This is a genomic window from Mycobacterium sp. IDUB_36 (genome assembly GCF_055419225.1).
In genome coordinates this window covers 111,028-132,435 of record NZ_JBVAXH010000001.1, presented here as the reverse complement: position 1 = coordinate 132,435, position 21,408 = coordinate 111,028, and the positions used below count along the sequence as shown (strand labels likewise).

Here is a 21,408-nt window from a genome sequence, read left to right as displayed (position 1 = left end):
GCGCTACTTCGTCTTACGGAACACTAGGAGGGCGCGCGACGGCAACGACACCTCGTCGCCGTCGTTGACCACCAGTGTCACCGAGCCGGTTGCGTCGGTGGTGTCCAAGACAGCCGTCCATTCCGAGGCGTAATCGTCAGGCGGAATGACGAAATCTACCTCGTGGTCGTGGGCGTTGAAGCACATCAGGAACGAGTCGTCGACGACCCGTTCGCCGCGTGCATTGGGTTCGGGTATCGCCTCGCCGTTGAGGAAGACCGCGATGCTCTTGCCGAATTCGCCGCCCCAGTCCTGGGGTTGCATCTCCTTGCCGGCCGGTGTGAGCCAGGCGATGTCGCGCACTTCGTCGCCGCTGCGGATCGGCTCGCCGTCGAAGAACCGGCGGCGACGGAACACCGGGTGGTTTTTGCGGAGCGCGGTGGCCTTGCGCGTGAACTCCAGCTGGTCACCGTTCTTCTCGACCAAAGACCAGTCCATCCAGGACAATTCGGAATCCTGGCAGTACACGTTGTTGTTGCCGCGCTGAGTGCGGCCGATCTCGTCGCCGTGGGCGATCATCGGTGTGCCCTGGCTGAGCATCAGCGTGGCGACGATGTTGCGCATCTGCCGGCTGCGCAGTGCCTGGATCGCCGGATCGTCGGTCGGACCCTCGACGCCGCAGTTCCAGGATCGGTTGTGGCTTTCGCCGTCGCGGTTGCCCTCGCCGTTGGCCTCGTTGTGCTTCTCGTTGTAGGACACCAGGTCGTTGAGGGTGAAGCCGTCGTGGGCGGTAACGAAGTTGATGCTGGCGCCGGGCCGGCGACTGGTCGCCTCGTAGAGGTCCGAGGACCCGGTCAACCGGGACGCGAACTCGCCGAGGGTCGCGGGCTCGCCCCGCCAGTAGTCACGCACAGTATCGCGATACTTCCCGTTCCACTCGGTCCACAAACCCGGGAAGTTGCCGACCTGGTAGCCGCCCTCTCCGACATCCCATGGTTCGGCGATCAGTTTGACCTGACTGACCACCGGATCTTGTTGCACCAGATCGAAAAACGCGCTCAGCCGGTCGACGTCGTAGAACTCACGGGCCAGGGTCGAGGCGAGGTCGAAGCGGAAACCGTCGACATGCATCTCGGTCACCCAGTAGCGCAGCGAGTCCATGATCAGCTGCAGGGTGTGTGGATGACGGGCGTTGAGGCTGTTGCCGGTGCCGGTGAAGTCCTTGTAGAGACTGAGGTCCTCATCGAGTAGGCGGTAGTAGCCGGCGTTGTCGATGCCGCGGAAGTTGATCGTCGGTCCGAGGTGGTTGCCTTCGGCGGTGTGGTTGTAGACCACGTCGAGGATCACTTCGATGCCCTGCTGGTGAAATGCCCGGACCATCGACTTGAACTCGGTGACCGCGCCGCGGGCGCGCCGGTTGGCGGCGTATTGGTTGTGCGGGGCGAAAAAGCCGAACGTGTTGTAGCCCCAGTAATTTCGCAGACCGAGGTCGACCAGACGGTGATCGTGCATGAACTGATGCACCGGCATCAGCTCGATCGCGGTGACGTTCAGCGCCTTCAGGTGGTCGATGATCGCCGGATGAGCCAGGCCGGCGTAGGTGCCGCGCAGCGCTTCGGGGATGGCGGGATGGTTCTGGGTCATCCCTTTGACGTGTGCCTCGTAGATCACCGTCTCGTGGTAGGGGGTGCGGGGCGCGTGATCGTTGGCCCAGTCGAAGTAGGGATTGATCACCACGCTGGTCATGGTCTGGCCCAGTGAGTCGACCCGGGGCGGCGTGCCGGTCTCGGCGGGGTCCTCTGCGGCGACCTCCAAGTCGTAGGAGAACAGCGCCTGGGTGAATTTGAATTCGCCGTCGAAGCATTTGCCGTATGGGTCGAGCAGCAGCTTGCTCGGGTCGCAGCGGTGGCCGGCGGGAGGGTCGAACGGGCCGTGCACCCGAAAGCCGTAACGCTGTCCCGGCGTGACGTCGGGTAGGTAGGCATGCCAGACGTAGCCGTCGACTTCGTCGAGGCGGATGCGGGCTTCCTGACCGTCCTCGTCGATCAGGCACAGTTCGACCTTCTCGGCGATCTCGGAGAACAGCGCGAAGTTGGTACCGGTGCCGTCGAAGTTGGCACCCAGGGGGTAACTGCTACCTGGCCACACGGTGGCCAGCGGCGGCGGGGCGCTACTGGTCGGGTCTGACGGAGGCATCACTCGACCTTAGTGGCGGTCGGTTCCGGCCGCCGTGCAGTCACCACCAACCGGTGGCGGGACCGAGTTGACGGCCCAGCTCGTTGGTCATGGTCCGCATATACGTCGCCGACAGGTGATGAGCGTCGTGATATACCAACACGTTTCCCTCGACGGCCGGGCAGATGTCGGCACGGCAGACCGCGTCGCTCATGTCCAGCGGCTTGAGCATCGGGAACTGTTCGACCCAGTCGAGTGTCGGATTGCGGTCGACGAGCACATCCGAGCGCTTGATACCGCACGACACCGCGTCGCCACCCTTGGCCAGACAGTCCGAGGGGTTGAACGGCTGGCCGTCTTTGACCAGCCACGGGGTGTCACGCATGGCCAGGATCGGAATGTTGTTGTCGGAGAAGGTCTGCCAGATCCCGACGTAGGTGCCGGGCATCACGTCGCCGGGCTTGATGTTCCACGGCCGGGTCGAGGTGGTGAAGACGAAGTCCGGGTGGTCGGCCACGACCGCCGCCATCGCCTTGGGCACCCATTCGGCGCACTCGGGGTAGGGATCGTTGTTGCCCATCACCCGCGGCATCTTCTCGGTCGACAACGCGCAACCCATCTTCAGGTACGTCGTGACCTTGAAGTGGTAGCGGCGGCCCAGGATGTCCAGCGCGGTCAACCAGTGCTCGGCGTGCGAGCCGCCGGCCAGCGCGATGGTCCGCGGGGCGTTCTTGTCGCCGTAGCTGCACTTGAGTACGTCGGTGTTCTTGAAGTCGCTGATGCAGCCGTCACGGGTGGACGGCGGGTAGTCGGTTTGGGCCTCGAGCACCGTGGGTCGCATCCGCAGGGCTGGCACGCGGACGTGCTTGATCAGGGCCCGGGCGCCGGGATAGTCGTGGGAACTCAGCGCGGTCAGCTCTTTGCCGCTGGCGCGTTCGACGTTGACGTGCTCACGCCAGGTGAACGCCGTCGCGGTGAGCGTGACGCCCATCAGCCCGATCACCGATCCCAGCACCATGGTCGGGCGACGCAGCCGGGTGCGCCAGGGCACCACGACGACCGTCTCAGGTGCCGCGTTCCCGGATTTGCGCTGTCGGAGTGGCTCCTCGATGTACCGGTTCGTCAAGTACGCCAGCACACCGGAGATCAGCAGGACCGCAGTGCCCTCGGCGACGTTGGCGTGGGCGTGACCCGTGTAGGCAAGCCAGAAGATCAGCAGCGGCCAGTGCCACAGATACAGCGCGTACGCCATCTCGCCGAGCCGCACCAGCGGTGCCGTCGCCAGCAACCGGTTGGGTAGCGGCAACGGCACTCCGTCCGCCCGGTTGGCGCCCGCCAGGATGAACAGCACCGCCGCGCCCACCGGGACGAGCGCCCACGGCCCGGGGAACTGCCGGACGCCGTCGATCAGCGCTCCGCAGGACAGCACGGCCAGCAACGCGACCGTCGCAGCCGTCGTGCGTAGCCACAACGGCCACCGAATGGACGGGACCAGCGCCCCGACCAGCGCTCCGAGCAGCAACTCCCACGCCCGGGCGAAGCTGTTGTAGTAGGCCACCGACTGGCTGGCCTGGTGGGCGAAGATCGCGTAGCCGAACGAGGCGATCGCCAGGGTGGTGAGCACGACCACGAACACGGTCCGCAACCGATCGCGCAGGCGGCGTCGCAGCACGTAGGCGAGGCCGAACACCAGCGCCAGGAAAGCGATGTAGAACTGGCCCTGCACCGACATCGACCAGATGTGCTGCAGCGGGCTGACCGACTCCCCGGCCCGCAGGTAGTCGGCGACCGTGCTGGCCAACTCCCAGTTCTGGTAGTAGCCCAGGCTGGCCAGACTCTGGTCGGCGAACGTTTCCCAGCGCGTCTCCGGCTGGATCAGGACGGTCAGCACCGCGCCCGCGGCCAGCACCACCACCAGCGCCGGCAGCAGCCGGCGCACCAGCCGGACCACCTCGGGGACCGGCGCGAGTGAGGACGCCGGATTGAGCGCGGCCCGAAGCAGTTTCCCGCCGAAGAAGAAGCCGGACAGCGCGAGGAACACGTCCACCCCGCCGGAAACCCGGCCGAACCACACGTGGAACATCGCGACGAGAGCGATGGCGACGCCACGCAATCCGTCGAGATCGTGGCGGTAGAAACTTGCCCGGCTTTCCGTCGCGTGCTGCGCTGCCTGCACAGCGTCCGCGTCGGCCGAGCGGGTCGGGTAGATCGTCATGATTGACAGACAATCTACCCAACCCGTTGGCCGACTCGCGTTCCCGAAATCGGCCGGAGGCCGTCCGTTCGGTCAGGACTCCAGGATGCGGGTCAGGTACGGGGTCATCCCGTTGGTACGTGCCGCCGTCACCGTGACCGCGGGCTCGGTGGCCTCGATCATCTGGTTGTTCCCGAGATACATCGCGACACTCTGCGTGCCGCCCGGCCCGTAGCAGAGCAGATCGCCGGGGCGCGCCTGCGCGGGTGCGACCTTGCGCCCGACCGCGCACTGTTCGGCGGACGTGCGGGGCATCTTCACGCCGGCCCCGGCATAGGCGTACTGGATCAGGCCGGAGGCGTCGAAGCCGACCACGTCGGCCTTCAGGCCGGTGCCGCGGGTGGGCCCGCTGGCGTTGCCGCCGCCGTACAGAAACGGCACATTGCGCTGCGACAGAGCGCGCTGAATCGCGTAGCTCGTAGTCTGCTGATAGCCCACCAGGGTCGGGCCGGTCGGGTCGGCGCCGGCGATGTGGGGATTGACCATCGGCAGCGTCAACAACAGGGCCAGGCCGGCCGGGACAGCGATGCTGCGCTTCATGTTGATCACCTCTCCGCGACTTCGGCGCGGTGACTTCACGCCTCTGCCGCCATTCCGCCGATTCACCCGGGAGGCCGATGCGTCGGCCCGTCGCCGTAGGGGCCGCGCCGCCCCGCGTGGTGAACCGCTGAATTCACAACAGTCACTAGCACCACTGTGGCAACAAATGCCTCGTAGAGCCACCTGATCGGGCCCCTGAGCGGGATTTTTTGTCTTAACGTGACCGAACGGTGATCGCTGACGGGTGACCGCGCCAAATCCACGCCCGCAGTTGTGATTTCACTCTCACTCGGGAGATTCGACCGTCCCGGTTCCGCCGTGCCAGTAGGTGCTGCTGAAGTCGGTCAGTGCCCCGCCGGCCGCCGAGGCGAACAGGACGAGCGCGATCGCCAGCGGAGGCCAGAACGACAGGTACCAACCCTTGAGCAACGACACCAGCGGCCCGAGCAGCGCAGCGGCCACCGCCGCCCCGATGCCGCCCCACACCACCGGATAGATGTAGTAGTCGACAGCGAACGGCGCGGGCGGGCAATCGCCGACACAGACGTCCTTGAGGAAGCCGAAAAGTCTTGCATACCAATTCGTTCCGAAAGCAAGTGTTGCGAGCAAGGCCAGCAGCGCCACCAGCGAGATGACGTCCCACGGGACCAGCCGCAGTCGCAGCACGCGCGGCGGAGCCTCGTCGTGTGGGGCGGGGGACGGGTCATCGGACTGCTGCGGCGAAGCCATGGTGGCTCAATGCTGCCGGATGTGCGGCGTTTCTGCGACCGAACACGTAGTGCGCCCAGCGCCGGGGCGCGCTGCTTTACCCTCGTTCTCTATGACTTCCCGGGCCGCGCCGACTCCCGGGCTGACGCCCGAGCAGATCAGCGCGATCGATGCGGCCCACCTCTGGCACCCGTACAGCACGATCGGGGCCGAAGCGGTGCCTCCGGTGGTCGCCGTCGCCGCCGCCGGGGTCTGGCTGACGCTGGTCCGGGACGGCCGGCAGATGCAGGCCATCGACGCGATGAGCTCCTGGTGGACGGCGGTCCACGGCCACGGCCACCCGGTGCTCGACGAAGCCGTCAGGCGGCAGGCGGGCACGATGAGCCACGTCATGTTCGGCGGGCTCACCCACGAGCCGGCGGCCCGGCTGGCACAGCTGCTCGTCGAGATCACCCCGGCTGGCCTGGACACGGTGTTCTTCTGCGACTCCGGGTCGGTGTCGGTGGAGGTCGCCGTGAAAATGGCGCTGCAGTACTGGCTCAGCCGCGGACAGCCCGGCAAGCACCGGCTGATGACGTGGCGGGGCGGGTACCACGGTGACACCTTCACCCCGATGAGCATCTGCGACCCTGACGGCGGCATGCACTCGCTCTGGACCGACGTGCTGGCGCCTCAGGTGTTCGCGCCGCAGGTACCCGCCGATTACGACCCGGCCTACGTCGCCGCCTTCGAGGCTCAGCTGGCCGAGCATTCCGCCGAGCTGGCCGCCGTGGTGGTCGAGCCGGTCGTCCAGGGTGCCGGCGGGATGCGGTTTCACGATCCCCGCTACCTGACCGATCTGAGTGACATCTGCCGACGGCACGGCGTGCTGTTGATCTTCGACGAGATCGCCACCGGGTTCGGGCGTACCGGCGAACTGTTCGCCGCCGACCACGCCGGGGTCAGTCCCGACATCATGTGCGTCGGCAAGGCCCTGACCGGCGGCTATCTCAGCCTGGCCGCAACGCTCTGCACCGCCGAGGTCGCCCGCACGATCAGCGACGGCGAGGCCGGCGCGCTGATGCACGGCCCGACGTTCATGGCCAACCCGCTGGCCTGTGCGGTCTCGGTCGCGGCGGTGGAACTGCTGCTCGGCCAGGATTGGCGGGCCACCGTCGCCGGGATCGGCGCCGGCCTGAGCTCCGGGCTGGAATCGGCCCGCGGCTTACCCGGTGTGGTCGACGTCCGGGTGTGCGGGGCCATCGGGGTGATCGAATGTGACCGTCCGGTCGACCTCGCCGTCGCCACGCCTGCGGCGCTGGATCGCGGCGTTTGGCTCCGGCCGTTCCGGAATCTGGTCTACGCGATGCCGCCCTACATCTGCACGCCGGAGGAGATCGCGCAGGTCACCTCGGCGATGGTGGAGGTCGCCCGGCTCACCGGCTCTCGTAGGATTTAGCGCGATGACCCAGATCGAAACGTCCCCGTTGGCCTGGCTGGAGGCGCATGCCGAGCAGCGCCGGCAGGCCGGGCTGCGGCGCGCGTTGCGCCTGCGGCCTGCGGTCGCGGCCGAGCTGGACCTGGCGTCCAACGACTACCTCGGCCTCTCGCAGCACCCGGACGTCATCGAGGGCGGTGTGGACGCGCTGCGCACCTGGGGTGCCGGCGCCACCGGCTCGCGATTGGTCACCGGTAACACGTCGCTGCACGAAGAGCTGGAGTCCCGCCTGGCTGAATTCGCCGGTGCCGCAGCGGGTTTGGTGTTCTCGTCCGGGTACACCGCGAACCTGGGCGCGGTGGTCGGGCTCTCGGGCCCAGGCTCCCTCCTGGTGTCGGATGCGCTCTCACACGCTTCGCTGGTCGATGCCTGCCGGCTGTCACGCGCCCGGGTGGTGGTGACGCCACACCGGGACGTCGACGCCGTCGACGCAGCGCTGGGTGCGCGCGACGAGGAACGCGCGGTGGTGATCACCGAGTCGGTGTTCTCCACCGACGGCGCGCTGGCACCGCTGCGCCGGCTGCACGACGTATGCCGACGACACCGGGCGCTGCTGATCGTCGACGAGGCGCACGGATTGGGTGTACGCGGGACCGGTGGACGTGGCCTGCTGCACGAGGTGGGCCTGGCCGGCGCGCCCGACGTGGTGATGACCACGACGCTGTCGAAGGCGTTCGGCAGCCAGGGCGGCGCGGTGCTGGGATCGGCTGCGGTGCGGGATCACCTGATCGACGCGGCCCGTCCCTTCATCTTCGACACCGGTCTGGCGCCGGCCGCGGTCGGCGCTGCGCTGGCGGCGTTGGAGGTCCTGCAGGCCGAGCCGTGGCGGCCCGCGGCGGTGTTGCGCCACGCCGCCACCCTGGCCGAGATCTGCGGTGTGCCGCAGCTGCCGCAGTCGGCGGTGGTGTCGGTGATCCTCGGCGAGCCGGAACTGGCGCTGGCCGCCGCGACTGCCTGTCTGGACGCCGGAGTCCGGGTCGGCTGTTTCCGGCCGCCGACGGTGCCCGTCGGCACCTCGCGGCTGCGCCTGACCGCGCGCGCGTCTCTGGACCACGACGATCTCGAGCTGGCCCGCACGGTGTTGACCGACGTGCTGGCCGCGGCCCGGCGTTGACGGTCCTGGTCGTCACCGGGACAGGAACCGGGGTCGGCAAGACCATCGCCACCGCGGCTCTGGCCGCTGCCGCACGCCAGGCTGGTCTGGCCGTGGCGGTCTGCAAGCCGGTGCAGACCGGTATCGCGGCCGGGGATGACGACCTTGCCGACGTCACCCGGTTGACCGGGATCAGCAAGGTGGTCGGGCTGGCCCGGTACCCGGAGCCGATGGCGCCGCTGGCGGCCGCGGAGCAGGCCGGGCGTTCGTTACCCAGCAAAGCCACCATACTCAAACTCATTCGCGCCGTTGATCATCCGGGACAGTTGACCCTGGTGGAGGGCGCCGGCGGCCTGCTCGTCGAGCTGGCGCACGGCGGCGTGACGCTGCGGGACCTCGCCGCCGACCTGGACGCCGCTGTGCTGGTGGTCACCTCGGCCGAGCTGGGCACGCTCAACCACACCGCACTGACATTGGAATCGCTTGCAGCCCAACATCTTACGTTTGCCGGGCTGGTGATCGGCAATTGGCCGCTGCTTCCCGGCGTCGTCGAGGCGTCGAACCGGTCCGCACTGGTGCGCCTGGGCCCGATGCGTGCCGAGTTGCCCGCCGGGGCGGGACAGCTCAGCACCGCTGAATTCACCGCGATGAGCGTGCACGCCCTCGACCGCGACTGGGTGACCAGTCTGCTCCGCTGATGGCGCATTCGGTCGAGCTGCTCTTCGATCCCGATACCGAGGCGACACTGCGTCGGATCTGGGACGACCTCGCCGCGGCGGATCTGCCGAGCCGCTTGCCGGCAGGCCGCCCGCACGTGACAATCGCGGTGGCCGAACGGATTTCGCCGGCTGTGGACGAACTGCTGCGCCCGGTCGCGCAGCGGTTACCGCTGCGCTGCGATGTCGGGGCGCCGCTGCTGTTCGGCCAGGCCAACGCGGTACTCGCCCGGCTGATCATTCCGAGCACCGAGTTGCTGCGGCTGCACGCCGATGTGCACCGCATCTGCGGCCCGCACCTGCTGCCCGGTCCGCTGCCGCACAGCCTGCCCGGTCAGTGGACCGCGCATGTCACGCTGGCCCGTCGGATCGAGGGCGCAGTCCTGGGTCCGGTGCTGCAGATAGCGGGTCAGCCCACCGAGATCGCCGGCCACCTCGCCGGCCTGCGCCGTTGGGACGGCACCGAACGCGTCGAATACCCGATCGGCTGAGTCACCTACCGCTGCTGCCCGGGCTCGTCCCACCGCCCGCGGTGTAGGACGCCGCGCCGGTCCCGGCCAGGGCGCCGCCGGAAACGATCAGGTATTCGTCGCGAATCGGGCTGTCGGCGAAGAAGTCCTCGAGAATCTCGCGGGTCCCGGCGGCGTAACGGGCCTGCGCCGAGAGCGTCGTCCCGGAGATGTGCGGGGTCATCGCGTTGTTCGGCATCGTGCGCCACGGGTGGTCCGGCGGCGGGGGCTGCGGGTACCACACGTCGCCCGCATAGCCCGCGAGTTGCTCACTTTCCAACGCCGCCACCACCGCGTCGCGCACACAGATCTCGGCGCGGGCGGTGTTGACGATGTAGGAGCCGCGACGCATGGACGCCAGTAACTCCTCGTCGAACAGGTGATAGGTCTGCGGATGCAGCGGCGCGTGGATGGACACCACGTCGACTGCGCGGACCAGTGAGGCCGCGTCGGGGTGATAGGTCACGCCCAGCTCACGCTCGAGGTTCTCCGGCAGCCGTCGGGTGTCGGTGTAATGCAGGTTGACCTCGAAAGGAGCCATCCGCCGCAGCACGGCCTGGCCGATGCGCCCGGCGGCGATCACCCCGACGTCCATTCCCTCGACGTCGTAGGCGCGCTCGACGCTGTCGGCGATGTTCCAGCCTCCGTCGGCCGTCCACTGGTGCGACGGAACGAAATTGCGGACCAGTGCGAGGATCTGCATCACCGCGTGCTCGGCGACACTGATGCTGTTGCAGAACGTGACCTCGGCGACGGTGATCCCGCGAGCGATGGCCGCGTCGAGGTCGACATGGTCCGAGCCGATTCCCGCGGTCAGGGCCAGCTTCAGATTCTTGGCCTTGGCGATCCGCTCCGCGGTTAGATACGCGGGCCAAAATGGTTGCGAGATAACCACATCGGCGTCGGGTAGCTCACGCTCGAATTCGGAGTCGGGCCCGTCCTTGTCCGACGTCACGACCAGTTGGTGGCCGGCACCGGAGAGGAACTCCCGCAGCCCCAGCGCACCGGACACGCAGCCCAACAGTTCACCGGGAGTGAAATCGATGGCGGCCGGGGTGGGCAGGGTCTGGCCGTCCGGGTAGCTGTGAATGGCCGGGATGCTGTCACGCGCATAGACCGGGGGATAGCCGCCGACCGGGTCCGGGTAGAGAACCAGCAATACCTTGGCCATGACAGTCTCCTTTGACACGTCAGAACCCAAAACCGTTGTGGCTCAGAGCCTGTGAATGGCGTTGCGCTAGCCGGCTGCGGGCTCGAACCGGACGAAGACGCCCTTGGACGTCGGGGTGTTGCTGATTTCCGCGACGCTGTCCAACGGTACCAGCACGTTGGTTTCGGGGTAATAGGACGCCGCCGAGCCGCGGGCGGCTGGATACGCCACTACGCGAAAACCTTTGGCACGCCGCTCGATACCGTCGTCCCAGGTGCTGATCATGTCGACGAGCTGGCGATCCGACAGGCCCAACTGGTCGATGTCCGCGGGGTTGATCAGCACGACCCGGCGTCCGTTGTGGATGCCCCGGTAGCGATCGTCGAGTGCGTACGGCACGGTGTTCCACTGATCGTGAGAGCGCATCGTCTGCAGGATGAGATGACCGCCGGGCGGCCGGACCCGATCGAACGTGTTGCAGGTGAACACCGCCTTGCCCGATGGCGTCGGGAAGCGGTGCTCGTTGACCGGGTTGGGCAGCCGGAAGCCCCCGGGTTTGCGAACCCGGGCATTGAAATCGTCAAAGTCGTTCACTACCCGTGAGATTCGGTCGCGGATCGTGTCGTAGTCACGCTCGAAGTCATCCCAATGGAACCCGGGCCGGTCACCGACGGTGCGCCGGCCGAGTCGGCAGATGATCGCCACCTCACTCAGCAGGTGCTCCGACGGCGGGCTGAGCCGGCCGTGCGATTGGTGGACGATGCTCATCGAGTCCTCCACCGTGACGAACTGTTCGCCGGTGGCCTGCAGATCGCGGTCGGTGCGGCCCAGGGTCGGCAGGATCAGCGCCGTGTCACCGCAGACCGCGTGCGAGCGGTTGAGTTTCGTCGAGACGTGCGCGGTCAGCCTGCAGGCCCGCATGGCCTGTTCGGTCAACTCGCTGTCAGGAGTGGCGCGCACGAAGTTGCCGGCGAAGCCGACGAAGACCTTGGCCTGACCGTCCCGCATCGCCCGAATGGCGTTGACCGCGTCCAGTCCGTGCCGGGAGGGAGGGGTGAACCCGAATTCGCGCTCCAGCGCGTCCAGAAACGACTGGGGCATCCGCTCCCAGATCCCCATCGTGCGGTCACCCTGGACGTTGCTGTGTCCGCGTACCGGGCAGACACCGGCTCCCGGGCGGCCGAGGTTCCCGCGCAGCATGAGGAAATTGACGATCTCGCGGATCGTAGCGACCCCGTATTTCTGCTGGGTGATTCCCATCGCCCAGCAGACGATCACCTTCTTGCTGGCCAGCACCCGCTCGACGACCCGCTCGATCTCGTCGCGGGCCAGCCCCGTCGTCGCCTCGACCTCCGGCCACGAGATCTCCGCCAGATGGTCGGCAAACGCGGCGAACCCGGTGGTGTGGGCGTCGATGAAATCGTGATCAAGCACTGTCCCCGGCGCCGCGGCCTCAGCCTGCAACAGCAGCGCGTTCAGGGCCTGGAACAGTGCGAGGTCGCCGTTGGGCTTGATGTGCAGGAACTGGTCGGCGATCGTCGTTCCGCGGCCGATGATTCCGCGCACCTTCTGCGGATTCTTGAACCGGATCAGACCGGCCTCCGGCAGCGGGTTGACCGCGATGACCTGCCCGCCGTTGCGCTTGGTCTCCTCCAGTGCCGAGAGCATCCGAGGCATGTTGGTGCCGGGGTTGATGCCGACGGCGAAGACCAGGTCGGCTTCATGGATGTCGTCGAGGCTGACGCTGCCCTTACCGATCCCGAGCGTCTCCTGCAGTGCCGAGCCGCTGGATTCGTGACACATGTTGCTGCAGTCGGGAAGGTTGTTGGTACCCAGGACCCGCGCGAACAACTGCAGCAGGAACGCCGCCTCGTTGCTGACCCGCCCCGAGGTGTAGAACAGCGCCTCGTCGGGGGAGTCGAGCTCGCGCAGGTGCGTCGAGAGCACCTCGAACGCGTCGTCCCAACTGATCGGCTCGTAGTACTCCGCGCCCGGTCGCTTGATCATCGGTTCGGTCAGACGGCCCTGCTGGTTGAGCCACATGTCGGATTCGGCGAGCAGTCGCGGGATGGAGTGCTCGGCGAAGAACTCCCGCGTGATCCGCTTGGTGGTGGCTTCGTCGTTGATGTGCTTGGCGCCGTTTTCGCAGTACTCGTTGATGTGCCGGTGCCCGGCGTCGGGCTCGGGCCACGCACATCCCGGACAGTCGGTGCCGTTCGTCTGGTTGATGGCCAGCAGATTGATCGCGGCGCGGCGCGGCGAAGTCTCCTCCAGCGAGAACTGCACAGCGTGCAGGACGCCGGGAACGCCGGTTGCCCATTGCTTCGGGGGGGTGACTTTCAGATTCTCGTCACTCGAGTGGTCTGTGCTCATCGGATCCGTCTGCTCGGGTAGACGCTCAGCATAACGCCGGGCCTGTCGTTGGATACGCTCGAAGGATGGGTCGGGTTACCGCACGTCGGCCAGTCCGGCACGTGAGCGCCGAGACCACCGTACGGCGACCGGAAACCCTCGTTGTGGAGGAGCCGCTCGAGATCCGGGTCGACGGCAGCCCGATCACGGTGACGATGCGGACACCGGGGTCGGATTTCGAGTTGGCACAAGGATTTCTGCTCACCGAAGGTGTCATTGCGCGCCGAGCCGACGTCGCGGCGATTCGTTACTGCAGCGGAGCCGGCCCCGACGGACTGAACACCTACAACGTCCTCGACATCACGCTGGAATCCACGGTGCCCGCACCCGGCACCGACGTCACCCGAAACTTCTACACCACCTCGTCGTGCGGTGTGTGCGGCAAAGCATCACTAGATGCGGTGCGACTCAGCAGCCGCTACCCGGTCGGCGATCACGTCCTGCGCGTCACGGTGGCCACCTTGACGTCCATGCCCGATCGGTTGCGAGCCGCACAGAAGGTGTTCGCCACCACCGGAGGTCTGCACGGCGCAGCGCTGTTCGACGCCGATGGCACATTGCTGGTGGCGCGCGAAGACATCGGCCGGCACAACGCGGTCGACAAGGTGATCGGCTGGGCGTTGGAGAACGATCGGATACCGCTGGAGACCGCGGTGTTGCTGGTGAGTGGGCGGGCTTCCTTCGAGCTGACCCAGAAAGCGGTGATGGCGGGTATCCCGATGCTGGCCGCCGTGTCGGCGCCGTCCTCGCTGGCGGTCGACCTGGCCTGCGAATCGGGCCTGACGTTGGTCGCGTTCCTGCGCGGCGACTCGATGAATATCTACTCGCGACCGGACCGGGTCATCGATGGCATCTGATTCGGGTCGCCTGCGGGACTGGTTGCAAGCGCTGATCACCCATCGGCACGGCAGCGAGGTGTACCAGACCTCGACGATGGGCGCCCTGCTCGACGGCGTCTACGACGGTGCCGTGACCATCCGAGAGCTGTTGCGGCACGGCGACTTCGGGCTGGGCACCTTCAACGGCCTGGACGGCGAGATGCTGGTGCACGACGGGGTCTGCTATCAGTTGCGCGGCGACGGCAGCGCGCACCCCGCCGAGCCGGATCAGTGCACGCCCTTCGCGGTGGTCACCTGGTTCGACGCCGACCACTCGTTCGAGGTCGCCGATCCGGTCGATCGTGCCGGACTCAAAGCGCGGATCGACGAGTCGCTACCGAGCGCGAATCTGATTGTCGCGGTGCGGGTCACCGGCGACTTCGGCGTGATCCGCACCCGCACGGTCACCGAGCAGCACCGGCCCTACCCGCCTTTCGCCGAAGCCACCCGAGACCAGCAGGAGGTGACCTTCCGGGCGGTCAGCGGAACGCTGGCCGGATTCCGGATGCCCGACTACGAGCAGGGTGTCTCGGTCGCGGGCTACCACTCACATTTCATCGACGCGGAACGACGGCACGGGGGACACGCCCTCGACTACGAACTGACGCGCGGGCGGGTGGAGATCAGTGTGCGGTCCGACCTGCACTTGAGCCTGCCGAGCACGCCGGAATTCCTTGCCGCCGAACTGAACCGGCCCGATGCCGACGACCAGATACGCCGAACCGAGGGGTAGTGAACTGAGCAACGACGAAGTGCGATCGGCCCGGCGGGTGGTCGAGACGCTCACCGCCTACGGCATCCGGTACATCTTCGGCGTACCGGGCGCCAAGATCGATGCCGTCTACGACGCGTTGCTCGACGGCGGACCGGAGTTGATCGTCTGCCGTCACGAACAGAACGCGGCGTTCATGGCCGCTGCAGTCGGCCGGCTCACCGGGATACCGGGCGTCGCTCTGGTGACGTCGGGCCCGGGCACCACCAATCTGGCTACCGGTCTCATCACGGCCAACACCGAGCAGGACCCGATGGTCGCGATCTGCGGTGCCGTCCAGCGCCCGGACCGGCTCAAGCGCACCCACCAATCGATGGATGCCGTTGCGGCACTGAGACCGTTCACCAAATACACCGGCGAGGTCGACGATCCGGACAACGTCTCCGAAACCGTTGCCAACGCGATCCGCAGTGCCCTCACCCAGCCGTACGGCGCCGCCGCCGTCGTGCTGCCCGCGGACGTGCTGTCCGCGCCGACATCGGCGGGGGTCGTCCATCCGGCCCCGGTCCCGGCCTTGGGTCCCGCTCCGACAGAACGAATTGCGCAGGCCGCGAACCTGATTCGGGATGCGCAGCGCCCGGTCTTGTTCGTCGGCGTCCGTGCGGGGGAGCCGGCCGCGTGCGCGACGCTTCATGAGTTGCTCGCCGTCACCGAACTGCCGGTCGTCGAGACCTTCCAGGCGGCCGGCGTGGTCTCCCGTGAACTCGAGGATCACTTCGTCGGCCGCGTCGGGTTGTTCCGCAACCAGCCCGGCGATGTCGTCATCGGTCACTCCGACGTCCTGGTGACGGTCGGTTTCGATCCGGTCGAATACGATCCGCGGCTGTGGAATTCGGACCCCGGTCGCACGCTGATCCACCTCGACGAGCTACCGGCCGACATCGACAACCACTATCAGCCCGCGCTCGAATTGCGTGGTGACATCGCTGCAACCCTGACCGAGCTGACCCGGGCGCTGAGAGGTCTGCGGCTCGCCGACGAGGTGCGCGAGCGTGTCGCGGATCAGCGCGCGGCGCTGTCGAGAATCGACGACGAGGCCCGTCGCAGTTCGCAGACCGGGGCCGGCGTCAACCCGGCCGCGTTGGTGCTCACACTGCGTGACCACCTCGGCGACGACGCGACAGTGGCCTGCGACGTGGGATCGCATTACATCTACATGGCCCGGCACTTCCGGGTGTACCAGCCGCGCCGGTTGCTGTTCTCCGACGGCCAGCAGACGCTCGGTGTCGCGTTGCCGTGGGCAATGGCCGCCGCGCTGGTGCGACCCGGCACGCCGGTGGTGTCAGTGTCCGGCGACGGTGGATTCCTGTTCAGTGCGCAGGAATTGGAGACCGCGACCCGGCTGGGTCTGAGTCTGGTCCACATCATCATGCGCGACAACGCCTACAACATGGTCGAGTTCCAGGAACAGCTGAAATACGGCCGCACCTCCGGCGTGCAGCTGGGTGACTACGACATCACGCACTACGCTGCGGCGTTCGGCGCCAAGGGTATTCGCGTCAGCAGCCTGGCCGATTTCGAACAGGCCCTCACCAGTTCCCTGACCGGGCCGGGCGTGACGATCATCGATGTGATCGTCGACTACAGCCGCAACACCGAGCTGTTCGCCGAACTGCACGACGACGTCCTGGAATGAGCGTCAGGCGCTGAAGAGCAGGTACAGCCCGGTGAAGGTGTAGCCGACCATGACCAGCATCATGGTGAGCTGGCCGGTGAGTTGATGACCTTTCGGCAGCAGCCGCAGCGCCTTGTCATGCGCGGCGATCACCGCGACGATGTGTCCGGTCACCACTGAGGTCACCTTGACCACGGCCAGCACGGTGGGGTGCTGGGACAGTACGTAGGCGACGTGTAAGTGGCCCAGGCCCAGCAGGTTCCAGTCCTTACCGAGCGGATCGGCCAGCGCGAAGACCGCCTGCTGTCCACGCTCGACGAGATACGACAGGTAATGGGCGAAGATGTAGCCCACCACGATCGGGATCAGTGAGTGGGCCAACTCGCCCGGTAGGGCGCGCCGCTGATCACGCTCCAGACCGCCGCTGGCACGCGCCGCCAGCGAGAAGGTCGTCGCCACGACGGCGATGAAGACCAGCAACCCGATGGTCCGCAGTACCGACGACGTCACTGCCACCGGCACACCGTGAATCGAACGAGCTACGCCGTCGGCGGCATTGCGCCACGTCGTCGACGACGAGAAACTGTCGAAGGCGGTCGACCCCAGCAACACCGCCAGCACCGCAACGATCCCCGGCCTGATCGGCAGCGACAACAGATGATCGAACGGGTTGCCGATCCCGATCCGCCGGTTTTTCGCGTCACGTCGGAAAGGGGAGAGCCGAGACACCGCCATGCTGTACACCGCGAACGGATCCGCGCGGGCGAACCAGCGCTGCCCGCACAACCACCCGCCGACCAACAGCACCACGGCATAGATCAGCAGCCACGTCTTGACCCATGGCAGGGCGGCGGGATTGGGGCTGGCCAACTCCAGCCACACGAACGCGAACAGGCCCACGGCCGCCGGCCGATACCCCCAAGGCTCCGGGTAGGACCACGGTGGCTTGGGTGTAATGCGCTGCAGCAGTACGAATACCGTGCGTACCGGCGAGATCACCCGCCACACCGGCCCGACCACCAATGAGACCACCACCAGTCCCACCCACAGCAGCACATAGAACACCCCGAGCAGTGCGTTGCCCGTCGTCTGCGGTCCGAACAGACCGGCCATCAGCACCCATGCGGTGAACAGCAATGTGACGGCTGCCGCCACGCCGCGGGTGATGCCGGAGTCCACGAACGTCGTCAGCACGGCCGGCAGAGGCCGGGTCGGGTTGTCCGGATCGAACCGGGGACGCTTCCAGGCGAACGCGACCAGAGCGAACGTGAACGTCAGCGCCCACGCCGCGCCTATCACCGAAAAGGCGTACGGCACCGGCAGATCGCTCGACCCGCCGAGGCCGTGTGCCAGGAGGTGCGGTCCGGTCACGGATTTACATGAATGGTGGCGACGGTCCGATCGAGATGATGGAGCTCGACGTCGACGCTGCCGGGTACGTCGACGCTGAACTGGAACGTCTGATCGGCCGCCGCCGCGACCTCGAACTTGTGGTCGGGAACCGAGTGCACGTGCAGTTCGTCAGTGACATCGCTGTTGACGTGCAACGTGATCGGCTGCTTGACGCGCGCCTGCAGGGTCGCGTTGGCCGGGGTCACCTGGCCGTGCGCGATCACGATGTCGACCGTGAGGCCGGTACCGCCCGGCGGTTTCGATTCGCCACCGCACCCCGCCACGCCGAACACCAGTGTCGAACACGCAACGGCAACAAGTGCTTTGTGAACCTGCGTCAAAGCGGTCACGCCGCTCGCGGAGGCGCGTGGTCGACGGCCTCCTCGCCGGGCTCGTTGGGCGCGTGCTCCGAATTGTTGATGCGTCCGGCGCCCCAGGTGAGCGCGGTGATCACGCTCAGCGTGAAGAACAGCACCACGATTCCACCAGCGGTGAACAGCCACGCGGGAACACCCGGGTCGCGTTCGCGCTGCAAGATCGACACCTCGAAAGCGAAGTTCCGGGTGCCGTTGTTCAACACCGGTATCTCGGGCACCGGGATCGCGGCGTCGGCCGGCGCCCAGATCGGCACCGCGGCCAGATCACGGCCGTCGTGCACCCGCAGCAGGGTCTTCCAATCACCCCACACCGGAATCGGTTCCGTGGACTTGTAGTGACCCGGTCCGACCTCCTGCAGTCGGTTGATCACCAGACCACGGTGGTTCTCCATCTTGCCCTGCCAGCCCAGAATGGTGACCCAGTCCGGGTGCTTGCCGGCGAGATCGGGCGGGTTCAGCTGCACGTCCGCCGACACCAGTCGTTGTCCCTGCGGACTGGGCAGATCCGTCAACTTGATCGTGGCGCTGTCCTGCTTCGGGACGTGAATATGCAGACCGTTGGCGACGGTGCCGCCGATGATGAGGACCGTCAACGCGACTGCGGTGATGCCGAACGCGCGTCCTGGTAGACGTTGGCTGGTCAGCACCATGCCGAGCAACGCGGCGCAGACGCCGGCGCCGATGGCCACCGGTACCGCCGTCGGCAGCGCTTCCCGCCAGAGGTCCACGGGCCACGGGTAGTGGTAGACCTTTCCGATCCACAGCGACTCCAGCCACAGGCCGGCGGTGCCGATACCCAGGCCGGACACCGCGCCGAACAGGATGGGCCGGGTGAACAGTGGTGTGAGCGCGACCAATTCGACAACCAGGGCCGGCCCCAGATACAGCGGGAACCAGTTGATAGCCGCACCCAGGACCGGTCCGACGATCAGAGCGACCCCACCGCGCAGCGCGATCGCGAACAACGCGGCGATGATCGCGGCGCCTTTACCCAGCGTCATGCGGGCGACGATGCAGCCGATCGCCGATGCGGCCGCGATGAGCATCGGCTGGAACACCAACCGGAACTGCGGGACGCCGAAGTCGAATTCGATCTGGTAGACCGACATACCGATCAGGAGGCCGCCCGCGGAGAGGTAGCGCAGCATCTTGACGAACGGCCGGTCGTTACGAACCGGTGGCCCGTCGGTCGGACTCTCCTCGAGGTCGCGGGCACCCTCGTACTCCAACATCAGCACCGCGAACAGGGAGAAGTTGGCGCCACCGATCATCATCAGATGGGTTGGACCCCACAGGGTTACGTCCTGACCGAAGATGCGGTGCCAGATGTCGTCCAGCGGGAAGCCGATCATCGCGTACATGCCGCAGGCTGCCATCAGCAAGCCGCCCACCGGGGCGTACCAGTTACGCGTGATACGTACCGCGGCCGGGCCGGGCTTGTCGTAGGGCAGGACGACGGCGATCGCGCCGGCCAGGAAGATGCCGAACAACCCGATGATGATGAAGTAGTGCGCCGGGTTGGCCAGCGGACCCGGGTCGCGGCCGTTTCCGATGTGCCAGCTGACATCCCAGATGAAGCCGAACAACGCGCAGATGATCGATGTGGTGAAGACCAAGATGGTCAGCGCGACCCACGGCGGCCGGTTGAACTTGTCGCCCAGGCGCTGGGCGGCGGTGTTCAGCCAGGTGATCCGGTGGGTGCGATGCGCCCAGCCGACGTAGAGCAGTCCGGCGCCGATGATCATCGCGGCGACCGAGAGTCCGATGACCTGGTTGAGGCCGGCGCCGCGCGCCGGGGGCTCAGCCGCAAGAAGTGTCATATCCACCGTGATACCTCCCACACTGCGCCGACCGCCCGAATCTGTTACGGGCGCTTAACTTACCCAAGGGTAGGTAACCTGTGGGTCCCACACTCAAACTTCGGCTTATTTGCTGTCGGCGTGTTTCAGTCGTGGTTTTCGTCGCCGGGGTCCGCGACGAGAGTCTGCTCGTCGTCGTCCGGTGTGCGCCGGTCCTTGATCGCGACGTACAGCACGACGCCAACCACGACGACGGCCGGTAAGAACGCCGGCCCGGCCAGCAACAGCCAGTGGTGAGCTTCGTAGTGGACATCTGCACTGGCCATTTTCGATCGCTCCCGAACGTCGGCTGCCTACCGGGGTCGGGTACCCGGACCAAGCCAGGCCGACCACATGACGTTTGTGCAGGTGCACACCGCTAGCCTAGCCTGGGCACGGTTCCACGCCGGCGGTGAACAAGCCGGGCACAGTCTGCATCCCGCGTGCGTGGGCGGGACAAACACCAAGAACTAAGGAGTAGCTGGTGACTCAGGCGGCGACTCGCTCGACATCCGACACCGACAGCACCGACATTCTGGCGACAGCGCGCCGGCAGGTGCTCGAGCGTGGCGAGGGGCTCAGCCGGCAGCAGGTGCTCGGCGTGCTGCAGCTGCCCGACGAGCGGCTCGAAGAGCTGCTGGCACTGGCGCACGAGGTCCGGATGGCGCACTGCGGCCCCGAGGTCGAGGTGGAAGGCATCATCAGCCTGAAAACCGGTGGCTGCCCGGAGGACTGTCACTTCTGCTCGCAATCGGGCCTGTTCGCCTCGCCGGTGCGTAGCGCCTGGCTCGACATCCCGAGCCTGGTCGAGGCGGCCAAACAGACCGCCAAGTCCGGAGCCACCGAGTTCTGCATCGTGGCCGCGGTGCGTGGTCCGGACGAGCGGCTGCTGGCACAGGTGGCCGCCGGTATCGAGGCCATCCGTGACGCGGTCGACATCCAGATCGCCTGCTCGCTGGGCATGCTCAGCGCCGAGCAGGTGGAGCGGCTCGCCGCGATGGGTGTGCACCGCTACAACCACAACTTGGAGACCGCCCGCTCCTTCTTCCCCAACGTCGTCACCACCCACACCTGGGAGGAGCGCTGGGAGACGCTGTCGATGGTGCGCGAGGCCGGCATGGAGGTGTGCTGCGGCGGCATCCTCGGGATGGGCGAGACCCTCGAGCAGCGCGCTGAGTTTGCTGCGAACCTGGCCGAGCTCGACCCCGACGAGGTGCCGCTGAACTTTTTGAACCCGCGTCCCGGCACGCCGTTCGGCGACCTGGAGGTGCTGCCCGCGAGCGAGGCGCTCAAGGCGGTGGCCGCGTTCCGGCTGGCCCTGCCGCGCACCATGTTGCGGTTCGCCGGGGGCCGCGAGATCACCCTGGGCGACCTGGGGGCCAAGCAAGGCATCCTGGGCGGCATCAACGCGGTGATCGTCGGCAATTACCTGACCACGCTGGGTCGTCCCGCGGAGGCCGACCTGGAGTTGCTCGACGACCTGCAGATGCCGATCAAGGCGCTGAATGCCAGCCTGTAGCGGG

At 67.0% G+C, this 21,408-nt stretch carries 17 protein-coding genes and 1 pseudogene; 8 read left to right on the top strand and 10 right to left on the bottom strand.

What is annotated here, in order from left to right:
- Positions 1 to 3: 3 nt before the first annotated feature.
- The 4 genes and pseudogenes from glgX to ACZYW1_RS00585 form a co-directional block, all read right to left on the bottom strand.
- Positions 4 to 2,175 (bottom strand): glycogen debranching protein GlgX, encoded by a 2,172-nt coding sequence (gene glgX, locus ACZYW1_RS00600; protein WP_463782395.1) that lies wholly within the window; start codon positions 2,173 to 2,175, stop codon positions 4 to 6.
- Positions 2,176 to 2,215: 40 nt separating this feature from the next.
- Positions 2,216 to 4,369, bottom strand: coding sequence for an acyltransferase family protein (locus tag ACZYW1_RS00595; protein WP_463782394.1), 2,154 nt, complete (start codon positions 4,367 to 4,369; stop codon positions 2,216 to 2,218).
- Positions 4,370 to 4,450: 81 nt separating this feature from the next.
- Positions 4,451 to 4,948, bottom strand: a pseudogene (ripD, locus tag ACZYW1_RS00590) (NlpC/P60 family peptidoglycan-binding protein RipD); the annotation flags it as partial.
- A 285-nt stretch (positions 4,949 to 5,233) separates the two neighbouring features.
- On the bottom strand, positions 5,234 to 5,677 hold the full coding sequence (locus ACZYW1_RS00585) for a hypothetical protein (RefSeq protein WP_463782392.1): 444 nt from the start codon (positions 5,675 to 5,677) through the stop codon (positions 5,234 to 5,236).
- A 91-nt stretch (positions 5,678 to 5,768) separates the two neighbouring features.
- On the opposite strand from ACZYW1_RS00585, the gene ACZYW1_RS00580 reads away from it, so the two are divergent.
- The 4 genes from ACZYW1_RS00580 to ACZYW1_RS00565 are packed head-to-tail and all read left to right on the top strand — an operon-like array spanning position 5,769 to position 9,433.
- Entirely contained in the window at positions 5,769 to 7,094 is a 1,326-nt protein-coding gene (locus tag ACZYW1_RS00580) for an adenosylmethionine--8-amino-7-oxononanoate transaminase (protein WP_463782391.1), read from the top strand.
- A gap of 4 nt (positions 7,095 to 7,098) precedes the next feature.
- Entirely contained in the window at positions 7,099 to 8,247 is a 1,149-nt protein-coding gene (locus ACZYW1_RS00575; protein ID WP_463782389.1) for an 8-amino-7-oxononanoate synthase, read from the top strand.
- Complete coding sequence (gene bioD / locus ACZYW1_RS00570) at positions 8,244 to 8,924, top strand: dethiobiotin synthase (RefSeq protein ID WP_463782387.1); 681 nt, start codon at positions 8,244 to 8,246, stop codon at positions 8,922 to 8,924. Before ACZYW1_RS00575 ends, bioD begins: the two co-directional genes overlap by 4 nt.
- Positions 8,924 to 9,433: a 2'-5' RNA ligase family protein gene (locus ACZYW1_RS00565; protein WP_463782385.1), complete on the top strand. Its 510-nt coding sequence runs from the start codon at positions 8,924 to 8,926 to the stop codon at positions 9,431 to 9,433. Before bioD ends, ACZYW1_RS00565 begins: the two co-directional genes overlap by 1 nt.
- A 1-nt stretch (position 9,434) precedes the next feature.
- Here ACZYW1_RS00565 and ACZYW1_RS00560 read toward each other — a convergent pair whose 3' ends face one another.
- Both ACZYW1_RS00560 and ACZYW1_RS00555 read right to left on the bottom strand, forming a co-directional pair.
- Positions 9,435 to 10,622 (bottom strand): NAD-dependent formate dehydrogenase, encoded by a 1,188-nt coding sequence (locus tag ACZYW1_RS00560; protein WP_463782384.1) that lies wholly within the window; start codon positions 10,620 to 10,622, stop codon positions 9,435 to 9,437.
- A gap of 66 nt (positions 10,623 to 10,688) precedes the next feature.
- On the bottom strand, positions 10,689 to 12,974 hold the full coding sequence (locus ACZYW1_RS00555) for an FdhF/YdeP family oxidoreductase (RefSeq protein WP_463782383.1): 2,286 nt from the start codon (positions 12,972 to 12,974) through the stop codon (positions 10,689 to 10,691).
- Between the two features lie 65 nt (positions 12,975 to 13,039).
- Between ACZYW1_RS00555 and fdhD the strand changes: the two genes are divergently transcribed.
- From fdhD to alsS, 3 genes are read left to right on the top strand one after another with little or no spacing between them, the layout of a single operon-like run.
- Positions 13,040 to 13,870: a formate dehydrogenase accessory sulfurtransferase FdhD gene (fdhD, locus tag ACZYW1_RS00550; RefSeq protein ID WP_463782381.1), complete on the top strand. Its 831-nt coding sequence runs from the start codon at positions 13,040 to 13,042 to the stop codon at positions 13,868 to 13,870.
- Positions 13,860 to 14,624, top strand: a complete 765-nt coding sequence (gene budA, locus ACZYW1_RS00545) for an acetolactate decarboxylase (RefSeq protein WP_463782379.1) — start codon at positions 13,860 to 13,862, stop codon at positions 14,622 to 14,624. The genes fdhD and budA overlap by 11 nt, the downstream gene beginning before the upstream one ends.
- The gene (gene alsS, locus ACZYW1_RS00540) at positions 14,590 to 16,299 is read left to right on the top strand and encodes an acetolactate synthase AlsS (RefSeq protein ID WP_463782377.1); all 1,710 of its coding nucleotides are present in this window, start codon (positions 14,590 to 14,592) and stop codon (positions 16,297 to 16,299) included. Before budA ends, alsS begins: the two co-directional genes overlap by 35 nt.
- Before the next feature lie 3 nt (positions 16,300 to 16,302).
- Here alsS and ACZYW1_RS00535 read toward each other — a convergent pair whose 3' ends face one another.
- The 4 genes from ACZYW1_RS00535 to ACZYW1_RS00520 all read right to left on the bottom strand — a co-directional run bounded on the left by ACZYW1_RS00535 (position 16,303) and on the right by ACZYW1_RS00520 (position 20,172).
- Positions 16,303 to 17,649, bottom strand: a complete 1,347-nt coding sequence (locus ACZYW1_RS00535) for a hypothetical protein (protein WP_463782375.1) — start codon at positions 17,647 to 17,649, stop codon at positions 16,303 to 16,305.
- Positions 17,646 to 18,011: a hypothetical protein gene (locus tag ACZYW1_RS00530; RefSeq protein WP_463787618.1), complete on the bottom strand. Its 366-nt coding sequence runs from the start codon at positions 18,009 to 18,011 to the stop codon at positions 17,646 to 17,648. Before ACZYW1_RS00530 ends, ACZYW1_RS00535 begins: the two co-directional genes overlap by 4 nt.
- A gap of 5 nt (positions 18,012 to 18,016) precedes the next feature.
- A complete protein-coding gene (locus ACZYW1_RS00525; protein ID WP_463782373.1) occupies positions 18,017 to 19,867 on the bottom strand; it encodes a hypothetical protein in 1,851 nt (616 codons plus the stop codon).
- 125 nt (positions 19,868 to 19,992) lie between these two features.
- A complete protein-coding gene (locus tag ACZYW1_RS00520; RefSeq protein WP_463782371.1) occupies positions 19,993 to 20,172 on the bottom strand; it encodes a hypothetical protein in 180 nt (59 codons plus the stop codon).
- 197 nt (positions 20,173 to 20,369) lie between these two features.
- Here ACZYW1_RS00520 and bioB point away from each other — a divergent pair, with 197 nt between their 5' ends.
- On the top strand, positions 20,370 to 21,404 hold the full coding sequence (bioB, locus tag ACZYW1_RS00515; protein ID WP_463782370.1) for a biotin synthase BioB: 1,035 nt from the start codon (positions 20,370 to 20,372) through the stop codon (positions 21,402 to 21,404).
- Positions 21,405 to 21,408: the final 4 nt, after the last annotated feature.